Raw genomic sequence first — 15,921 nt, forward strand, 5'->3', positions numbered from 1 at the left:
CCTTTGCGATGACGCCCATAGACGCCAAGCGCCCGCTACAGCTCAATGATCAGGGCCAGCTGCGCCACTTTCTGTCCCTCGACGGACTGCGCCGCGAGCTGCTGACTGAAATACTCGATACCGCCGACTCGTTCCTCGAAGTCGGCGCCCGGGCGGTGAAGAAGGTCCCGTTGCTGCGCGGCAAAACCGTGTGCAATGTGTTCTTCGAAAACTCCACCCGCACCCGCACCACCTTTGAGATGGCCGCACAGCGCCTGTCCGCCGACGTGATCACACTCAATGTGTCGACTTCGTCCGCGAGCAAGGGCGAAACCCTGCTCGACACCCTGCGCAACCTTGAAGCCATGGCCGCCGACATGTTCGTGGTACGCCACGGCGACTCCGGGGCCGCGCACTTCATTGCCGAGCATGTGTGCCCGCAGGTGGCGATCATCAACGGCGGCGACGGCCGGCACGCGCACCCGACCCAGGGCATGCTCGACATGCTGACGATCCGTCGCCACAAGGGCGGCTTCGAAAACCTGTCGGTAGCCATAGTCGGCGACATCCTGCACTCGCGGGTCGCGCGTTCGAACATGATTGCCCTGAAAACCCTGGGCTGCCCGGATATCCGCGTGATTGCACCGAAAACCCTGCTGCCGATCGGCATCGAGCAATACGGGGTCAAGGTCTACACCGACATGACCGAAGGCCTGAAAGACGTCGACGTGGTGATCATGCTGCGCCTGCAGCGCGAGCGCATGTCCGGCGGCCTGCTGCCGAGCGAAGGCGAGTTCTACCGCCTGTTCGGCCTGACTACGGCCCGCCTGGCGGGGGCCAAGCCCGATTGCATCGTCATGCACCCGGGCCCGATCAACCGTGGCGTGGAGATTGAGTCGGCGGTGGCCGACGGCCCGCATTCGGTGATTCTCAACCAGGTAACCTATGGCATCGCCGTGCGCATGGCGGTGTTGTCCATGACCATGAGCGGGCAAACGGCCCAGCGCCAATTCGAACAGGAGAACGCCCAGTGAAGCTCAGCATTCTCGGCGCCCGCGTGATTGATCCGTGCAGCAAGCTGGATCAAGTGACCGACCTGCATCTGGAAGCCGGCAAAATCATTGCCATTGGCGCTGCCCCGGCAGGTTTTACCCCGACTCAAACCATCGAAGCCAAAGGCCTGGTGGCCGCTCCCGGGCTGGTTGACCTGAACGTTGCCCTGCGCGAGCCGGGCTACAGCCGCAAAGGCACCATCGCCAGCGAAACCCGCGCTGCCGCTGCCGGTGGCGTGACCAGCCTGTGCTGTCCGCCTCAGACCAAACCGGTGCTGGACACCTCGGCCGTCACCGAGCTGATCCTCGACCGCGCCCGTGAAGCCGGAAACTGCAAGGTGTTCCCGATTGGCGCCCTGAGCAAAGGCCTGGAAGGCGAGCAACTGGCCGAATTGATCGCTCTGCGTGACGCCGGATGCGTCGCCTTCGGCAACGGTCTCAGCAGTTTCACCAACACCCGCACCCTGTGCCGGGCGCTGGAATATGCGGCTACATTCGACCTGACGGTGATTTTCCACTCCCAGGATCGCGATCTGGCTGAAGGCGGCATTGCCCACGACGGTCCGATGGCCGCCTTCCGCGGTTTGCCGGGCATCCCTGAAACCGCCGAAACCGTAGCGCTGGCCCGTGATCTGCTGCTGGTTGAGCAAAGTGGCGTGCGCGCCCACTTCAGCCAGCTGACCAGCGCCCGGGGCGTGGCCCTGATTGCCCAGGCCCAGGCTCGCGGTTTGCGGGTGACGGCCGATGTGGCGCTGTATCAGCTTATTTTGACGGATGAGGCGCTGGTGGACTTCTCCAGCCTGTACCACGTGCAACCGCCGCTGCGGACCCGGGCCGACCGTGACGGTCTGCGCGAAGCCGTGAAGTCGGGCGTGGTGCAAGCCATCTCCAGCCATCACCAGCCCCACGAACGCGATGCCAAGCTTGCACCCTTCGGTGCCACCGAGCCGGGCATGAGCAGCGTTGAGCTGTTATTACCGCTGGCAATGACCCTGGTAGAAGACGGTTTGCTGGACTTGCCGACCTTGCTGGCTCGCCTGGGCGCTGGCCCGGCCGATGCCTTGCGCCTGCCGGCCGGACGCCTGGCGGTGGGTTGCGCGGCGGATCTGGTGCTGTTCGATCCGACAGCTTCCACCGTGGCCGGTGAGAAATGGCTTTCCAAAGGCGACAACTGCCCGTTCCTTGGCCATTGCCTGCCAAGTGCCGTGCGTTACACGCTGGTGGATGGCCGGATCAGCTACGAAGGCTAAGCATCTGCAGGAGCGGGCTGCTCGCGATCTTTTGAACACATAAAAGATCGCGAGCAAGACCGCTTCTGCATGTTTTGCGCTGTGCCTTAACGGCGTTCGGCGTTCTTGATCGAAATCTGTTCGTTCAGGGTCCAGAAGTCGTAAAGGATACCGATCAGAAAGAACCCGCCGGTAAACAGGTAGATGATCCCGGTGATCCATTTGCCCATGTACATGCGGTGCACACCGAGCACACCCAGGAAGGTCAGCAGAATCCAGGCCACGCTGTAGTCGGTTTCACCCGAGGTGAAACGCAGGTCGGCTTCGCGATCCATGCTCGGAATCAGGAACAGGTCGATCAGCCAGCCAATTCCCAACAAGCCCAGGGTGAAAAACCAGATCGTCCCGGTCACCGGCTTGCCGTAATAGAAGCGATGCGCCCCCAGAAATCCGAAAATCCACAGCAAATAACCCAGCACCTTGCTGTGGGTATCGCGTTGTACATCGTCTCGATAGCCGCTCATAAATGCCCTCTTTGGTGCTGATAGAAAAATATTGTGGATTTTTTTGTGACTTTTTTACTGTCACGCAACAGGTAAAAGTGTCTTACAAAAAATGGCGCAAAGCCTTGTACCACCTGACCTGCGCTGCTGCCACGGGACAATTTGCCAGTACTTTTGTGCTTTTTCACCCCCAGGCCCAATCGACAAACGGCCTGAGAAAGGACAAAAAAGCTGTTATAAAGTTTCGCGCTTACCACCATAGAGCCCTGCCGAATGCGTCCTTTATTCAAGACATGGCTAACCATTTGCCTGTTAATGCCACTGGCCGCCCACGCCACCAATCGTGAGCAACATCTTCCTTCGGGCTTCACCGGCTACACCGCAAAATCATCTGCGGGTGCTGCTTATGTCGCCTCTAACAGCAAGACCAGCAACAAAACCGTAGCACGTCCTGCGTCCAGCAAGGCTCATCGCAAAGCGCCTGGCAAAATCGCCAATGCTTCGCTGACCGCCGCCAACATGCAGAGCAGCACGGTATTGAGCCGCGCCGTCAACGTGCTGGGCACCCCTTATCGTTGGGGCGGCAGCAGCCCAAGTAAAGGGTTTGATTGCAGCGGGCTGGTGAAATACGCCTTTAATGACGTTGCAGCGGTTGATTTGCCACGTACCTCCAGCGAAATGGCCAGCGGCCACGGGCAAAAGGTCGAACGCAAGGATCTGAAACCCGGCGACCTGCTGTTCTTCAACATCAAGAGCCGCAAGGTCAACCACGTTGCCATCTACCTGGGCAACGACCGGTTCATCCACGCGCCACGTCGCGGCAAGTCGGTCACCATCGACACCCTGAAAAAGCCTTACTGGCAGAGCCATTACGTAGTCGCCAAGCGCGTACTGCCGAAAGAGAAAGCCAGTCTGCAGGTTGTTCAGCGCTAAGAGCGCCAACCTGCTCGCTGGAGCTGTCGAGGCACGAAGGCTGCGATCTTGAAGATCGCAGCCTTTTTTCATCCACAGCCCCTACAACGTTTCGATCACCCTCGCCTCACTAAGCCTGCCAAGGCTCATCTCCAGCGTCTGCATGCCGACCGCCCCACCGGTCTGGATCGCCGAGACCATCTGCGCAACCTTGTTTTCCCGTATCAGGTTCCTGATTGCCGGTGTCGCCAGCATGATTTCGTGAGCCGCTACCCTGCCCCCGCCAACCTTCTTGACCAGCGTCTGGGAAATTACCGCCTGCAGTGACTCGGACAGCATGGAGCGCACCATGGCCTTTTCTTCTGCCGGGAACACATCCACCATCCGGTCGATGGTTCTGGCCGCCGAAGACGTATGCAGCGTAGCCAGTACCAGGTGTCCGGTTTCAGCTGCCGTCAGGGCCAGCCGGATGGTCTCGAGGTCGCGCATTTCGCCCAGCATGATCACGTCCGGATCTTCGCGCAGCGCCGAGCGCAACGCTGCCGAAAAACTGTGGGTGTCACGATGCACTTCACGCTGGTTGATCAGGCACCGGGCCGGCTGACGGATGAATTCAATCGGGTCTTCAATGGTGAGTATGTGTTGCTGACGACTACGGTTAAGGTGGTCGATCATCGCGGCCAGGGTCGTGGATTTACCGGAGCCGGTGGCACCAGTGACCAATATCAGGCCGTGGGGCAGGCGACAAAGCTGACGAAACACCTCGCCCGGCCCCAGTGACTCAAGGCTCGGTACCCGTTGGGCAATGCTGCGCAACACCGCCCCCGCGCCACGCTGCTGCTCGAAAGCGTTGACCCGGAACCGGCCCAGCCCGGCAAGTGCACAAGAGAAATCGGCTTCATGCCCGGTTTCGAAAGCGCTGCGCTGCGCGTCTGTCATCAGGCTGTGGATAAGCCCCCGCACCTGATCTGGCCCGAACACCGGCAGCCCGCACTGCTGCATCTCACCATCGACCCGCAGCATGGGTGCGACACCTGCTGACAGGTGCAAGTCCGAAGCGCCACTACTGACACTCAATGCCAACAGGTCGGCGATATCCATCCCCCCTCCCAATTCCAGTAGAATGCCGCAGACTTTCACAACGGCGGGCTTAACGAATGTCCACGATAGCTGACAACATCGCTGAAGTTGAGGCACGCATCCGTGCCGCGGCACTGGCTGTGCAACGTGATGTGACGAGCATTCACTTACTCGCGGTCAGCAAGACCAAACCCGCTGCAGCGCTGCGCGAAGCCTATGCCGCCGGGGTTCGCGATTTTGGCGAAAACTACCTGCAAGAAGCCCGTGCCAAACAGGTCGAATTAGCCGACCTGCCCTTGAGTTGGCACTTCATCGGCCCCATTCAATCGAACAAGACCCGCGATATCGCCGAGCATTTTTCGTGGGTGCACTCAGTGGACCGCCTGAAAATTGCCCAGCGCTTGTCTGAACAGCGCCCGGCAGACCTGGAACCACTGAATATCTGCATCCAGGTCAACGTCAGTGGAGAAGCCAGCAAGTCCGGCTGTACCCCGCAGGATTTGCCTGCACTGGCAGCCGCCATCAACGGCTTACCGCGCCTGAAGTTGCGCGGCTTGATGGCGATACCGGAGCCCACTGAGGACCGGGCCGAGCAGGACGCGGCCTTTGCAACAGTGCGTGATCTGCAACAAAGCCTGAACCTGGGGCTCGATACACTTTCCATGGGCATGAGCCACGACCTGGAGTCGGCCATTGCCCAAGGCGCCACCTGGGTACGCATCGGTACCGCGCTGTTTGGTGCCCGCGACTACGGCCAGGCCTGATAAGACCGACCTCAATTTTTATAAGGATCTGTTATGAGCAACATGCGTATTGCCTTTATCGGGGCCGGGAATATGGCTTCCAGTCTGATCGGCGGCCTGCTGGCCAAAGGTCTGGATGCCGCACAGATCCGCGCCAGCGATCCGGGCGCCGAAACCCGGGCCAGGGTCTCGGCCGAGCACGGTATAGAACTGTTTGCCGACAACGCGCAGGCGGTTCAGGACGCTGACGTGATTGTCATTGCGGTCAAGCCGCAAGTCATGAAAGCCGTATGCCAGGACCTGCGCGCGCATCTCGAACCGCATCAGTTGCTTATTTCGATTGCCGCAGGCATCACCTGCACCAGCCTGCAGAACTGGCTGGGCAACCAGCCGCTGGTACGCTGCATGCCCAATACTCCGGCATTGCTCGGTAAAGGTGTAAGCGGCCTGTTCGCGACTGCCGCCGTTACCGCCGAACAGCGCCAGCAGGCTGAAGATTTGCTGTCAGCCGTCGGGATCGCGGTCTGGGTCGATACCGAAGCCCAGATCGATGCCGTCACGGCTGTGTCCGGCAGCGGTCCGGCGTATTTCTTCCTGCTGATCGAAGCCATGGCCGACGCCGGGGTCAAACTCGGCCTGCCACGCGAAGTGGCCAAGCAACTGGCCGAGCAGACAGCGCTGGGGGCGGCGCACATGGCCGTGGCCAGTGATGTCGATGCCGCCGAGCTGCGCCGCCGCGTAACCTCGCCCGCCGGTACCACCGAAGCTGCGATCAAATCATTCCAGGCCGACGGTTTTGCAGCCTCGGTCGAAAAAGCATTGAGTGCCGCCGCGCACCGCTCGGCCGAAATGGCCGAACAACTGGGTCAATAAGGAGCACATGATGTCTGGACTTAATGGCGCTGCCATTTTCGTAATTCAAACCCTGGGTAGCCTCTACCTGCTGATCGTCCTGTTGCGATTCATCCTGCAGCTGGTACGGGCCAACTTCTACAACCCGCTGTGCCAGTTCACGGTCAAAGCCACGCAGCCGCTGCTCAAGCCTCTGCGCCGTGTGATCCCGAGCCTGTTTGGCCTGGACATGTCATCGCTGGTGCTGGCGATTCTGGTGCAAATGGTGATCTTCGCCATAGTGCTGACCCTGAGCTACATGTCGTTCAACATTCTGGGGCTGCTGGCCTGGGCCATCATTGGCGTGACTGCGCTGTTCTTGAAGGTGTTCTTCTTTGCCCTGATCATCAGCGTGATCCTGTCCTGGGTTGCTCCTGGTAGCACCAGCCCGGGCGCCGAACTGGTGAACCAGATCACCGAGCCGGCCCTGGCGCCGTTCCGCCGCATGCTGCCAAGCATGGGCGGGCTGGATATCTCGCCGATCCTGGCGTTCATGGTAATTCAGCTGATCCAGAGCTACGTGATCCCGCCTTTGGCCATGTATGTCGGCATGCCGGTCGTGTTGTTCGGCCTGATCTGATGAGCTACTTCCGTTGGGACGGCGAGGACCTGATTCTCGACTGCCACCTGCAACCCAAGGCCAGCAGCGATGAGTTCGCCGGCCTGCACGGTGAACGTCTGAAGATCCGCCTCACCGCCCCACCGGTAGAAGGCAAGGCCAACGCCCATCTGCTGGCCTTTCTGGCCAAGGCGTTCGGTATAGCCAAAAGTCAGGTCAGCCTGATCAGCGGTGAACTCAACCGGCAGAAACGCGTGCGTTTGCACGCGCCGAAAAAACTGCCGGATTTGCCGGGGCTGACAAAGCCAGCCTGAATACTGTTTCTTCTGTGGGAGCCGGCTTGCCGGCGATTGCATCATTGCGGTTTCCAGGCCGAAGTTGTCGGCTGCATCGCTGACAAGCCAGCTCCCGCAAAGGCAGTCTTCGAGCACCTCCGAAATCAGCCCGGAGCATTGCTTGCCGCCCACTCCCCCGCTCATTAGACTTACGCCTCATTTAAAGAGAGCAGGGTCGATGCCAGCCGCCTTTCCCCCCGATTCCGTTGGTCTGGTTGTGCCACAAATGGCGCACTTCAGCGAACCCCTGGCTTTAGCCTGCGGCCGTTCATTGCCTGCCTATGACCTGATTTACGAAACCTACGGCCAGCTCAATGCCACGGCCAGCAATGCCGTGCTGATCTGTCACGCCCTCTCCGGGCACCATCACGCTGCCGGCTACCACAGCATCGATGAGCGCAAGCCCGGCTGGTGGGACAGTTGCATCGGGCCCGGCAAGCCTATCGATACCAACAAGTTCTTCGTCGTCAGCCTGAACAACCTCGGCGGCTGCAATGGCTCTACCGGCCCCAGCAGTGTCAATCCAGAAACCGGTCGCCCGTTTGGTGCCGATTTCCCGGTACTGACCGTTGAAGACTGGGTCCACAGCCAGGCACGCCTGGCTGACCGGCTGGGCATCGACCAGTGGGCCGCCATCATCGGTGGCAGCCTGGGCGGCATGCAGGCGCTGCAGTGGAGCATCAGCTACCCGGACCGGCTGCGTCATTGCCTGGCCATCGCTTCGGCGCCAAAACTGTCGGCGCAAAACATCGCGTTCAACGAAGTCGCTCGCCAGGCCATCCTCACCGACCCCGAGTTCCACGGTGGTTCGTTCCAGGAAAAGGGCGTAATTCCCAAGCGCGGCCTGATGCTGGCGCGCATGGTCGGGCACATCACCTACCTGTCCGATGACTCGATGGGCGAGAAATTTGGCCGTGGCCTGAAGAACGAAAACCTCAACTACGACTTCCACAGCGTGGAGTTCCAGGTTGAAAGCTACCTGCGTTATCAGGGTGAAGAGTTCTCCGGGCGCTTTGACGCCAACACTTATTTGCTGATGACCAAGGCGCTGGACTACTTCGACCCGGCGGCCAACTTCGATGACGACCTGGCCAAAACCTTCGCCTCAGCCAAGGCGCGCTTTTGCGTGATGTCATTCACCACCGACTGGCGTTTCTCGCCCGCGCGCTCACGGGAACTGGTGGATGCCCTGATGGCGGCGAAGAAAGACGTGTGCTATCTGGAGATCGATGCTCCGCAAGGCCATGACGCCTTCCTGATCCCGATCCCGCGTTACCTGCAAGCCTTCAGTAATTACATGAACCGCATAGAACTGTGAGAACGCCATGAGAGCCGACCTGGAAATCATCCAAGACTGGATCCCCGCCGGCAGCCGCGTGCTCGACCTTGGTTGTGGTGATGGCGAACTGCTGAGCTGGCTGCGCGACAACAAGCAAGTCACCGGCTATGGCCTGGAAAACGACCCGGACAATATCGCCGAGTGTGTCGCCAAGGGCATCAACGTCATCGAGCAGGATCTGGACAAGGGGCTGGGCAACTTCGCCAGCAACAGTTTCGATATCGTGGTCATGACCCAGGCGCTGCAGGCCGTGCACTACCCCGACCGGATTCTCGACGAAATGCTGCGCGTCGGGCGCCAGTGCATCATTACCTTTCCGAACTTCGGCCACTGGCGCTGCCGCTGGTACCTGGCCAGCAAGGGCCGGATGCCGGTATCCGAGTTTCTGCCCTACACCTGGTACAACACGCCGAACATCCACTTCTGCACCTTCGAAGACTTTGAAGAGCTGTGCCGAGGTCGCGAAGCCCGGGTGATCAACCGCCTTGCTGTCGATCAGCAGCACCGCCACGGGTGGGCCAGCAAGTTATGGCCTAACCTGTTGGGCGAGATTGGCATTTATCGTGTCAGCAGCCCCGGCCTTCAGGATCATCAGGTCGCGGTTTAAATCAGCGTTCAAGGAGAAAGACGATGGGTCGTATTGGATTACTAATGCTTTCAATGTGCTTCGCCATGCAGGCCATGGCGGCTGGCCAGGCCACGGTCGGCGGCACCAAGGTGTATTACAACGCCTATATGTCGGACTTCCTGTCGCCTGAAATTGCAGCCAAATACAAACTGGAACGCAGCAAACAACTGGGTGGCCTGAATATCAATCTGGACACCGCCGGTAAAAAAGTCGCCACCACCGTCAAGGGTACCGTGCGCGTCGAAGGCGAGAAAAAGGCCCGGCCCCTGACCTTCAAGCAAGTGATTGATGACAAGGGTGCAATCGACTACTTCGCTCAATTCCCGGTCAATCAGCCTGCCACCTTCATTTTCGATATCGAGCTCAAGGTCAACGGCGAAACCAAATCCATCGATTACTCCCAAGAGGTCGCTCCGCTCTAATGATCAACTTCACGCAACTGGTACTGGCCAGCCACAACGCCGGCAAACTCAAAGAACTTCAGGCCATGCTCGGCGAGTCGGTGCAGTTGCGCTCGATTGGAGAATTCAGCAGCGTTGAACCGGAAGAAACCGGCTTGTCGTTCGTTGAAAACGCGATTCTTAAAGCGCGCAATGCCGCGCGTATCTCGGGTTTGCCGGCACTGGCCGACGACTCCGGGCTGGCGGTGGATTTTCTCGGTGGCGCGCCGGGTATTTACTCGGCCCGCTACGCCGACGGCAAGGGTGATGCGGCCAACAACGCCAAGCTGCTCGAGGCCCTCAAAGACGTACCCGAAGCCGAACGCGGCGCGCAATTTGTCTGCGTGCTGGCGTTGGTCCGGCACGCCGAAGATCCGTTGCCGATTATCTGCGAAGGCTTGTGGCACGGGCGCATCCTGCCTGCCGCCAGCGGTGCGCACGGTTTCGGTTACGATCCGTTGTTCTGGGTTCCGGAGCGCAATTGCTCCAGTGCCGACCTCAGCCCGGGCGAAAAAAACCAGCTGAGCCATCGGGCCCGTGCCATGGTCCTGCTGCGTCAGCGTCTGGGCCTGAAATGACCCACGACACTCCTCCACAGCCGCTCTATCTGGGTGCGGCTGGCTTTACTCAGCAGGCGCCACGCGCGCCGTTGACGCAATTGCCGCCCCTGTCGCTGTACATCCATATTCCGTGGTGCGTGCGCAAATGCCCGTATTGCGACTTCAACTCCCACACCGCCAGCCCGGTGCTGCCTGAAGACGAGTACGTCGACGCACTGCTGGCCGACCTCGATCAGGACCTGCACGCGGTGTATGGCCGCGAGCTGAGTTCGATCTTCTTCGGCGGCGGCACACCAAGCCTGTTCAGCGCCCGGTCCCTGGGGCGCCTGCTCAAGGGTGTCGAAGCGCGAATTGCGTTCGCCAGCGATATCGAAATCACCCTGGAAGCCAACCCCGGTACTTTCGAGCAGGAAAAGTTCGTGGCTTACCGCAAGCTGGGGATCAACCGGCTGTCGATAGGTATCCAGAGCTTCCAGCAAGAGAAGCTCGAAGCACTGGGCCGCATCCACAACGGTGACGAGGCCGTACGTGCGGCCGGTATGGCGCGCCTGGCCGGCTTTGATAACTTCAACCTGGACTTGATGCACGGTTTGCCCGATCAGTCGCTGGACGACGCCCTGAGCGACTTGCGCCAGGCTATCGCCCTGCAGCCGACACACCTGTCCTGGTATCAACTGACGCTGGAACCCAACACGGTGTTCTGGAACCAGCCGCCGGTCCTGCCTGAGGACGACACTCTGTGGGACATTCAGGAAGCCGGTCAGGCACTGCTGGCCGAACACGGCTATGCCCAGTACGAAGTTTCGGCTTACGCCCAGCCGGGTCGCCCGGCGCGGCATAACCTGAACTACTGGAGCTTTGGCGACTTTATCGGTATCGGTGCTGGCGCCCACGGCAAATTGAGCCATCCCGATGGCCGCATAATCCGCACCTGGAAAACCCGCCTGCCGAAGGATTACCTGAACCCGAGCAAAAACTTCCAGGCGGGCGAGAAAGTTCTGACTGCCGAAGAGCTACCGTTTGAGTTTCTGATGAACGCCTTGCGCCTGACCGATGGCGTCGATGCTGCGCTCTACCCCGAGCGTACCGGGCTGGCACTCGAAAGCTTGAAAAGCGGACGCGATGCTGCCGAACAAAGCGGCCTATTGCAGGTCGAACCGTCACGCCTGGCAGCAACTGCCCGGGGCCAGCTGTTTCTCAACGACTTGCTGCAGCACTTTCTGATCTAAGGAACTCGAATGGACTTGGTACTAGACCTGCTTGCTACCGTATCGCGCTGGAGCCGCAGCCACCTCTCGGAGATCTCGCTGGCCCTGATCGGCTGCTTGCTGGTGCTGTTCGGTGCCGACTTCAAAGGTTGGGTCGAACAACGTCTGGGAAGTGTTGCCGGCGCCTTGCGTGTGCCCCTGATGGCCTTGTTGTGCCTGGTGGGCAGCGGTGCGGCTCTGATTTACGCCACACCCTGGGTCGAACGCGGCCTCGGCCAGTTCAACAACTACAGCCTGGCGCCGGTGTTGTTGGTGGTGCTGGTGTTGATCGGGGTTGTGGCTGACCGGCGCTGATGCGAAGACTGAAAACATTGTGGGAGCTGGCTTGGCAGCGATGCAGACGACGCGGTTTACAGTCAGACCGCGTTGATGCTATCGCTGGCAAGCCAGCTCCCACAAAGGTTGGCGCTTACAGTTTTTCGAACTTCAGATCCCACACGCCATGCCCAAGACGTTCGCCGCGGCGTTCGAACTTGGTCACCGGACGCTCGGTCGGACGCGGTACACAACGGCCATCTTCGGCCAGATTGCGATAGCCCGGCGCGACGTTCATCACTTCCAGCATGTATTCGGCATAGGGTTCCCAATCGGTGGCCATGTGCAGCACACCGCCGACCTTGAGCTTGGAACGCACCAGCTCAGCAAAGGACGCCTGCACGATACGGCGCTTGTGGTGACGGCTCTTGTGCCACGGGTCCGGGAAGAACAGCAGCAGGCGATCCAGGCTGTTGTCGGCCACGCAACGGGTCAGTACTTCGATCGCATCGCAATCGTAAACCCGCAGGTTGGTCAGCCCTTGGGTCAGTACGCCATTGAGCAGCGCGCCGACACCCGGACGGTGAACCTCAACCCCGATAAAGTCCTGCTCAGGCGAAGCTGCCGCCATTTCCAGCAAGGAGTGGCCCATGCCGAAACCGATTTCGAGGGTCCGCGGCGCCGAGCGGCCGAATACCTGGTCGAAATCGACCGGCGCATCAGCCAGCGGCAGCACGTACAGCGGCGTGCCCTGGTCAAGGCCACGTTGCTGGCCTTCGGTCATACGCCCGGCGCGCATCACAAAACTCTTGATGCGACGGTGCTGGCGATCTTCGCCTTCTTCCGGGGTTGGGGTGTCGAGTGATTCAGTCATCAGTGGCTCTTACTTGATCAGACCATCCAGCGGCGAAGAGGCGCTGGCATAGAGTTTTTTCGGCATGCGTCCGGCCAGATACGCCAGACGGCCCGCCACAATGGCGTGTTTCATGGCTTCGGCCATGATGATCGGGTGCTGGGCATTGGCGATGGCCGAGTTCATCAGCACCGCCTCGCAGCCCATTTCCATGGCAATGGTGGCGTCGGAGGCAGTACCCACGCCCGCATCCACCAACACCGGGATTTTTGCTTCTTCAAGGATGATCCGCAGGTTGTAGGGATTACAGATCCCCAAACCGGTGCCAATCAGCCCGGCCAGCGGCATCACGGCGATGCAGCCCATGGCCTCGAGCTCGCGGGCGATGATCGGGTCATCGCTGGTGTACACCATCACGTCGAAACCTTCCTTGACCAGGATCTCTGCGGCCTTGAGGGTTTCGATCACATTGGGGAACAGGGTTTTCTGATCCGCCAGCACTTCCAGCTTGACCAGATTGTGGCCATCGAGCAGCTCACGGGCCAGGCGGCAGGTGCGTACGGCTTCTACCGCGTCATAGCAACCGGCCGTGTTCGGCAGGATGGTATAGCGATCCGGTGGCAGGATATCGAGCAGGTTCGGCTCGCCAGGGTTTTGCCCGATGTTAGTACGACGCACGGCGACGGTGACAATTTCAGCACCCGATGCCTCGATGGCAAGGCGGGTTTCTTCCATGTCACGGTACTTGCCAGTGCCCACCAACAGGCGCGACTGATAAGTACGGCCAGCCAGGATAAAAGGCTTGTCGCTGCGAACATTGCTCATCGGGAATCCTCTGTAATTGTGTGCACCGCGGGAATGGGTCAAGCGGGGGGACTAGCCACCACCGATGGCATGCACCACTTCGACCTGGTCACCTTCTTTGAGCACCGTCCCCGCGTGCTGACTGCGCGGGACGATGTCCAGGTTAAGCTCGACAGCCACTCGACGCCCGGTCAGTTCCTGGCGCGCCAACAGGCTGGCGACGGTCTCGCCGTCCGGCAGTTCAAAAGGTTCACCGTTCAACTGAATGCGCATGCGCGACGCTGCCTTCATTTTAAGGGGCCAGCATTCTATCCCGATCAGTCAGGTCGACCCAAGCCATTCATCTTGCGGACTTAGCTCAAGCGCCAGGCGGCAATGCCCAGGCATAACCATCCGGCCAGAAAAGCCAGACCACCGATGGGCGTAATGATCCCTAGTTTGCTGATACCCGTCAGGGTCAGCAGATACAAACTGCCGGAAAACAGTACGATGCCCAGGGCGAAAAAGACACCGGACCACGTCACCAGGCGACCCGGCAGCTGAGTGGCGAGCAGGGCTACACCGAGCAGGGCCAGGGTATGCACCAGCTGATAGGTAACCCCTGTATGAAAAATGGCCAGGTATTGCTCGCTCAGGCGGCTTTTCAGGCCATGGGCCGCGAATGCGCCAAGGGCCACACCGGTGAAGCCGAAAAAGGCGGCCAGCATCAGAAACACGCGCAACATGGATAACTCCCGTCAGGACTATGGAATGGCGCAGGGTCTGTATAATGGCCCGCTCAACGGGTTCGGCCAAGCCATCTATGCTGCGTATTCTTGTTCATCGCTTTCTCAAAGCCCTGCTCTGGTTCGCAGCGGGCAGCGCATTGCTGGTGCTGATCTTTCGCTGGGTCCCGCCGCCCGGCACTGCGCTGATGGTCGAGCGCAAGGTCGACTCATGGTTCGACGGCGAGCCCATTGACCTGCAACGCAGCTGGCGACCGTGGGATGAAATCAGCGACGAACTTAAAGTCGCGGTCATTGCTGGCGAGGATCAGAAATTCGCCGAGCACTGGGGCTTTGACTTCAGCGCCATCCGCGCCGCTTTCGCTCATAACGAACGGGGCGGGACGTTACGCGGCGCCAGCACGCTGAGCCAGCAAGTCTCGAAAAACCTGTTTCTATGGTCGGGTCGAAGCTGGCTGCGCAAAGGGCTGGAGGCCTGGTTCACCGGGTTGATCGAGGTACTCTGGCCCAAGCAGCGGATTCTCGAGGTGTACCTCAACAGCGCAGAGTGGGATGAGGGAGTATTTGGTGCAGAGGCCGCGGCCCAGCATCACTTTGGCGTGAGTGCCGCCAGATTGAGCCGTCAGCAAGCCAGCTACCTGGCCGCCGTACTGCCCAATCCGCGCAACTGGAGCGCCGGTCGACCTAGCCCGTACGTCAGCCGCCGCGCCAGCTGGATACAGCGACAAATGCGCCAGCTGGGCGGCGACAGCTACCTCGATACCCTGAACACTTCGCGCAAGGCGCCCTGGGCCGAGTAAGCCGGCTCCCGCAGGGACAAACAAAAACGCCCCGACTCGTTAGAGCCGGGGCGTTTTTTTGTCGAGCCCGTTCAGGCGGCAATCGACAGTTTGAGCTTGTTCATCGCGCTTTTTTCCAGCTGACGAATCCGCTCGGCAGACACGTTGTACTTCTGTGCCAGGTCATGCAGCGTAGCTTTCTCTTCAGCCAGCCAGCGCTGATACAGAATGTCGCGGCTGCGATCATCAAGCACTTCCAGCGCTTCATGCAGGTTGCTGGTGGAGTTATCAGTCCAGTCAGCATCCTCCAGTTGACGTGCCGGATCGTACCGGTGGTCTTCCAGGTAGTTGGCTGGCGACTGGAATGCACTGTCGTCGTCAGCTTCGGCTGCCGGGTCGAACGCCATATCATGGCCAGTCAGACGGCTTTCCATCTCGCGAACTTCGCGAGGCTCTACACCGAGGCTTTCAGCCACACGATGAACTTCATCATTGTTCAGCCAGGCCAGACGTTTTTTCTGGCTGCGCAGGTTGAAGAACAGTTTGCGCTGAGCCTTGGTGGTCGCAACTTTCACGATCCGCCAGTTACGCAGAATAAACTCGTGGATCTCTGCCTTGATCCAGTGCACGGCGAACGACACCAGACGCACGCCCATTTCAGGGTTAAAGCGTTTGACCGCCTTCATCAGGCCGACATTGCCTTCCTGGATCAGGTCAGCCTGAGCCAGGCCATAGCCCGAATAGCTACGGGCAATGTGTACAACAAAACGCAGGTGGGCGAGCACCATCTGCCGAGCCGCCCCAAGATCCTGCTCATAGTAGAGACTCTCGGCCAGTTCACGCTCCTGCTCCGGTGTCAGCAGTGGAATGCTGTTCACCGTGTTTACATAGGCCTCAAGGTTCGCACCAGGGACCAACGCATACGCAGGTTGCAAAGAAGTGGTCATACGAATAAACCTCCGTCTCACATAACTCGTGCAGTTCAGC

22 protein-coding genes are annotated in these 15,921 nt (G+C 59.9%); 14 read left to right on the forward strand and 8 right to left on the reverse strand.

From position 1 onward, the window contains the following. Positions 1–8 precede the first annotated feature (8 nt). Together JQ845_RS19025 and JQ845_RS19030 are read left to right on the forward strand one after the other, a co-directional pair. Positions 9–1,013, forward strand: coding sequence for an aspartate carbamoyltransferase catalytic subunit (locus JQ845_RS19025; protein WP_004419674.1), 1,005 nt, complete (start codon positions 9–11; stop codon positions 1,011–1,013). Then, on the forward strand, positions 1,010–2,281 hold the full coding sequence (locus tag JQ845_RS19030; RefSeq protein ID WP_010656707.1) for a dihydroorotase: 1,272 nt from the start codon (positions 1,010–1,012) through the stop codon (positions 2,279–2,281). The genes JQ845_RS19025 and JQ845_RS19030 overlap by 4 nt, the downstream gene beginning before the upstream one ends. A gap of 86 nt (positions 2,282–2,367) precedes the next feature. Here JQ845_RS19030 and JQ845_RS19035 read toward each other — a convergent pair whose 3' ends face one another. Then, positions 2,368–2,784 carry an NINE protein gene (locus JQ845_RS19035; RefSeq protein WP_004419677.1) on the reverse strand — a complete coding sequence of 139 codons (417 nt, stop codon included), beginning with the start codon at positions 2,782–2,784 and terminating at the stop codon, positions 2,368–2,370. Next, positions 2,781–3,053: a hypothetical protein gene (locus JQ845_RS19040; protein WP_232286862.1), complete on the reverse strand. Its 273-nt coding sequence runs from the start codon at positions 3,051–3,053 to the stop codon at positions 2,781–2,783. The genes JQ845_RS19035 and JQ845_RS19040 overlap by 4 nt, the downstream gene beginning before the upstream one ends. Between JQ845_RS19040 and JQ845_RS19045 the strand changes: the two genes are divergently transcribed. Next, the gene (locus JQ845_RS19045) at positions 3,037–3,696 is read left to right on the forward strand and encodes a C40 family peptidase (RefSeq protein WP_004419681.1); all 660 of its coding nucleotides are present in this window, start codon (positions 3,037–3,039) and stop codon (positions 3,694–3,696) included. The two genes, JQ845_RS19040 and JQ845_RS19045, sit on opposite strands and share 17 nt — an antisense overlap. 81 nt (positions 3,697–3,777) lie before the next feature. Here the strand turns inward: JQ845_RS19045 and JQ845_RS19050 are convergent, their stop codons facing one another. Next, a complete protein-coding gene (locus JQ845_RS19050) occupies positions 3,778–4,776 on the reverse strand; it encodes a type IV pilus twitching motility protein PilT (protein WP_203009354.1) in 999 nt (332 codons plus the stop codon). 56 nt (positions 4,777–4,832) lie between these two features. On the opposite strand from JQ845_RS19050, the gene JQ845_RS19055 reads away from it, so the two are divergent. From JQ845_RS19055 to JQ845_RS19100, 10 genes are all read left to right on the forward strand, one after another. Continuing rightward, positions 4,833–5,519, forward strand: a complete 687-nt coding sequence (locus JQ845_RS19055) for a YggS family pyridoxal phosphate-dependent enzyme (RefSeq protein WP_004419686.1) — start codon at positions 4,833–4,835, stop codon at positions 5,517–5,519. A gap of 33 nt (positions 5,520–5,552) precedes the next feature. Then, a complete protein-coding gene (proC, locus tag JQ845_RS19060) occupies positions 5,553–6,371 on the forward strand; it encodes a pyrroline-5-carboxylate reductase (RefSeq protein ID WP_004419687.1) in 819 nt (272 codons plus the stop codon). Positions 6,372–6,381: 10 nt separating this feature from the next. Next, positions 6,382–6,969, forward strand: a complete 588-nt coding sequence (locus JQ845_RS19065; RefSeq protein ID WP_004419690.1) for a YggT family protein — start codon at positions 6,382–6,384, stop codon at positions 6,967–6,969. Next, entirely contained in the window at positions 6,969–7,262 is a 294-nt protein-coding gene (locus JQ845_RS19070) for a DUF167 domain-containing protein (protein WP_004419693.1), read from the forward strand. The genes JQ845_RS19065 and JQ845_RS19070 overlap by 1 nt, the downstream gene beginning before the upstream one ends. Positions 7,263–7,461: 199 nt before the next feature. Continuing rightward, positions 7,462–8,601, forward strand: coding sequence for a homoserine O-succinyltransferase MetX (gene metX, locus JQ845_RS19075; RefSeq protein WP_203009355.1), 1,140 nt, complete (start codon positions 7,462–7,464; stop codon positions 8,599–8,601). A gap of 7 nt (positions 8,602–8,608) precedes the next feature. After that, positions 8,609–9,229: a methionine biosynthesis protein MetW gene (gene metW, locus JQ845_RS19080; protein WP_004419699.1), complete on the forward strand. Its 621-nt coding sequence runs from the start codon at positions 8,609–8,611 to the stop codon at positions 9,227–9,229. 44 nt (positions 9,230–9,273) lie between these two features. After that, entirely contained in the window at positions 9,274–9,672 is a 399-nt protein-coding gene (locus JQ845_RS19085) for a DUF4426 domain-containing protein (protein ID WP_236010223.1), read from the forward strand. Continuing rightward, positions 9,672–10,268 (forward strand): RdgB/HAM1 family non-canonical purine NTP pyrophosphatase, encoded by a 597-nt coding sequence (gene rdgB / locus JQ845_RS19090; protein ID WP_004419705.1) that lies wholly within the window; start codon positions 9,672–9,674, stop codon positions 10,266–10,268. Before JQ845_RS19085 ends, rdgB begins: the two co-directional genes overlap by 1 nt. After that, entirely contained in the window at positions 10,265–11,479 is a 1,215-nt protein-coding gene (gene hemW / locus JQ845_RS19095; RefSeq protein ID WP_160626583.1) for a radical SAM family heme chaperone HemW, read from the forward strand. Before rdgB ends, hemW begins: the two co-directional genes overlap by 4 nt. Positions 11,480–11,488: 9 nt before the next feature. After that, a complete protein-coding gene (locus JQ845_RS19100) occupies positions 11,489–11,812 on the forward strand; it encodes a DUF3392 domain-containing protein (protein WP_004419711.1) in 324 nt (107 codons plus the stop codon). A 115-nt stretch (positions 11,813–11,927) separates the two neighbouring features. Here JQ845_RS19100 and trmB read toward each other — a convergent pair whose 3' ends face one another. The 4 genes from trmB to JQ845_RS19120 form a co-directional block, all read right to left on the reverse strand. After that, positions 11,928–12,647: a tRNA (guanosine(46)-N7)-methyltransferase TrmB gene (trmB, locus tag JQ845_RS19105; RefSeq protein WP_004419716.1), complete on the reverse strand. Its 720-nt coding sequence runs from the start codon at positions 12,645–12,647 to the stop codon at positions 11,928–11,930. A gap of 9 nt (positions 12,648–12,656) precedes the next feature. Next, positions 12,657–13,451, reverse strand: a complete 795-nt coding sequence (locus tag JQ845_RS19110; RefSeq protein ID WP_004419719.1) for a thiazole synthase — start codon at positions 13,449–13,451, stop codon at positions 12,657–12,659. Between the two features lie 51 nt (positions 13,452–13,502). Further along, positions 13,503–13,703 (reverse strand): sulfur carrier protein ThiS, encoded by a 201-nt coding sequence (thiS, locus tag JQ845_RS19115; RefSeq protein WP_004419723.1) that lies wholly within the window; start codon positions 13,701–13,703, stop codon positions 13,503–13,505. A gap of 80 nt (positions 13,704–13,783) precedes the next feature. Beyond that, a complete protein-coding gene (locus JQ845_RS19120; protein WP_010656711.1) occupies positions 13,784–14,155 on the reverse strand; it encodes a DUF423 domain-containing protein in 372 nt (123 codons plus the stop codon). 44 nt (positions 14,156–14,199) lie between these two features. Here JQ845_RS19120 and mtgA point away from each other — a divergent pair, with 44 nt between their 5' ends. Further along, on the forward strand, positions 14,200–14,955 hold the full coding sequence (gene mtgA, locus JQ845_RS19125) for a monofunctional biosynthetic peptidoglycan transglycosylase (protein WP_004419728.1): 756 nt from the start codon (positions 14,200–14,202) through the stop codon (positions 14,953–14,955). A gap of 71 nt (positions 14,956–15,026) precedes the next feature. On the opposite strand, the gene rpoH is transcribed toward mtgA, so the two are convergent. Then, a complete protein-coding gene (gene rpoH / locus JQ845_RS19130; RefSeq protein WP_004419731.1) occupies positions 15,027–15,881 on the reverse strand; it encodes an RNA polymerase sigma factor RpoH in 855 nt (284 codons plus the stop codon). Between the last annotated feature and the right edge of the window lie 40 nt (positions 15,882–15,921).

The sequence above is a fragment of the Pseudomonas paraversuta genome (genome assembly GCF_904063065.1).
Taxonomy (GTDB): Bacteria; Pseudomonadota; Gammaproteobacteria; order Pseudomonadales; family Pseudomonadaceae; genus Aquipseudomonas; species Aquipseudomonas paraversuta.

What these genes read in the sequence shown, in the direction of transcription:
- JQ845_RS19025 (WP_004419674.1), top strand. Translation starts at nt 9, where the DNA reads ATGACGCCCATAGACGCCAAGCGCCCGCTACAGCTCAATGATCAGGGC.
- JQ845_RS19035 (WP_004419677.1), bottom strand. Translation starts at nt 2,784, where the DNA reads ATGAGCGGCTATCGAGACGATGTACAACGCGATACCCACAGCAAGGTG.
- JQ845_RS19045 (WP_004419681.1), top strand. Translation starts at nt 3,037, where the DNA reads ATGCGTCCTTTATTCAAGACATGGCTAACCATTTGCCTGTTAATGCCA.
- JQ845_RS19050 (WP_203009354.1), bottom strand. Translation starts at nt 4,776, where the DNA reads ATGGATATCGCCGACCTGTTGGCATTGAGTGTCAGTAGTGGCGCTTCG.
- JQ845_RS19055 (WP_004419686.1), top strand. Translation starts at nt 4,833, where the DNA reads ATGTCCACGATAGCTGACAACATCGCTGAAGTTGAGGCACGCATCCGT.
- proC (WP_004419687.1), top strand. Translation starts at nt 5,553, where the DNA reads ATGAGCAACATGCGTATTGCCTTTATCGGGGCCGGGAATATGGCTTCC.
- JQ845_RS19065 (WP_004419690.1), top strand. Translation starts at nt 6,382, where the DNA reads ATGTCTGGACTTAATGGCGCTGCCATTTTCGTAATTCAAACCCTGGGT.
- JQ845_RS19070 (WP_004419693.1), top strand. Translation starts at nt 6,969, where the DNA reads ATGAGCTACTTCCGTTGGGACGGCGAGGACCTGATTCTCGACTGCCAC.
- metX (WP_203009355.1), top strand. Translation starts at nt 7,462, where the DNA reads ATGCCAGCCGCCTTTCCCCCCGATTCCGTTGGTCTGGTTGTGCCACAA.
- metW (WP_004419699.1), top strand. Translation starts at nt 8,609, where the DNA reads ATGAGAGCCGACCTGGAAATCATCCAAGACTGGATCCCCGCCGGCAGC.
- JQ845_RS19085 (WP_236010223.1), top strand. Translation starts at nt 9,274, where the DNA reads ATGCTTTCAATGTGCTTCGCCATGCAGGCCATGGCGGCTGGCCAGGCC.
- rdgB (WP_004419705.1), top strand. Translation starts at nt 9,672, where the DNA reads ATGATCAACTTCACGCAACTGGTACTGGCCAGCCACAACGCCGGCAAA.
- hemW (WP_160626583.1), top strand. Translation starts at nt 10,265, where the DNA reads ATGACCCACGACACTCCTCCACAGCCGCTCTATCTGGGTGCGGCTGGC.
- JQ845_RS19100 (WP_004419711.1), top strand. Translation starts at nt 11,489, where the DNA reads ATGGACTTGGTACTAGACCTGCTTGCTACCGTATCGCGCTGGAGCCGC.
- trmB (WP_004419716.1), bottom strand. Translation starts at nt 12,647, where the DNA reads ATGACTGAATCACTCGACACCCCAACCCCGGAAGAAGGCGAAGATCGC.
- JQ845_RS19110 (WP_004419719.1), bottom strand. Translation starts at nt 13,451, where the DNA reads ATGAGCAATGTTCGCAGCGACAAGCCTTTTATCCTGGCTGGCCGTACT.
- thiS (WP_004419723.1), bottom strand. Translation starts at nt 13,703, where the DNA reads ATGCGCATTCAGTTGAACGGTGAACCTTTTGAACTGCCGGACGGCGAG.
- JQ845_RS19120 (WP_010656711.1), bottom strand. Translation starts at nt 14,155, where the DNA reads ATGTTGCGCGTGTTTCTGATGCTGGCCGCCTTTTTCGGCTTCACCGGT.
- mtgA (WP_004419728.1), top strand. Translation starts at nt 14,200, where the DNA reads ATGGCCCGCTCAACGGGTTCGGCCAAGCCATCTATGCTGCGTATTCTT.
- rpoH (WP_004419731.1), bottom strand. Translation starts at nt 15,881, where the DNA reads ATGACCACTTCTTTGCAACCTGCGTATGCGTTGGTCCCTGGTGCGAAC.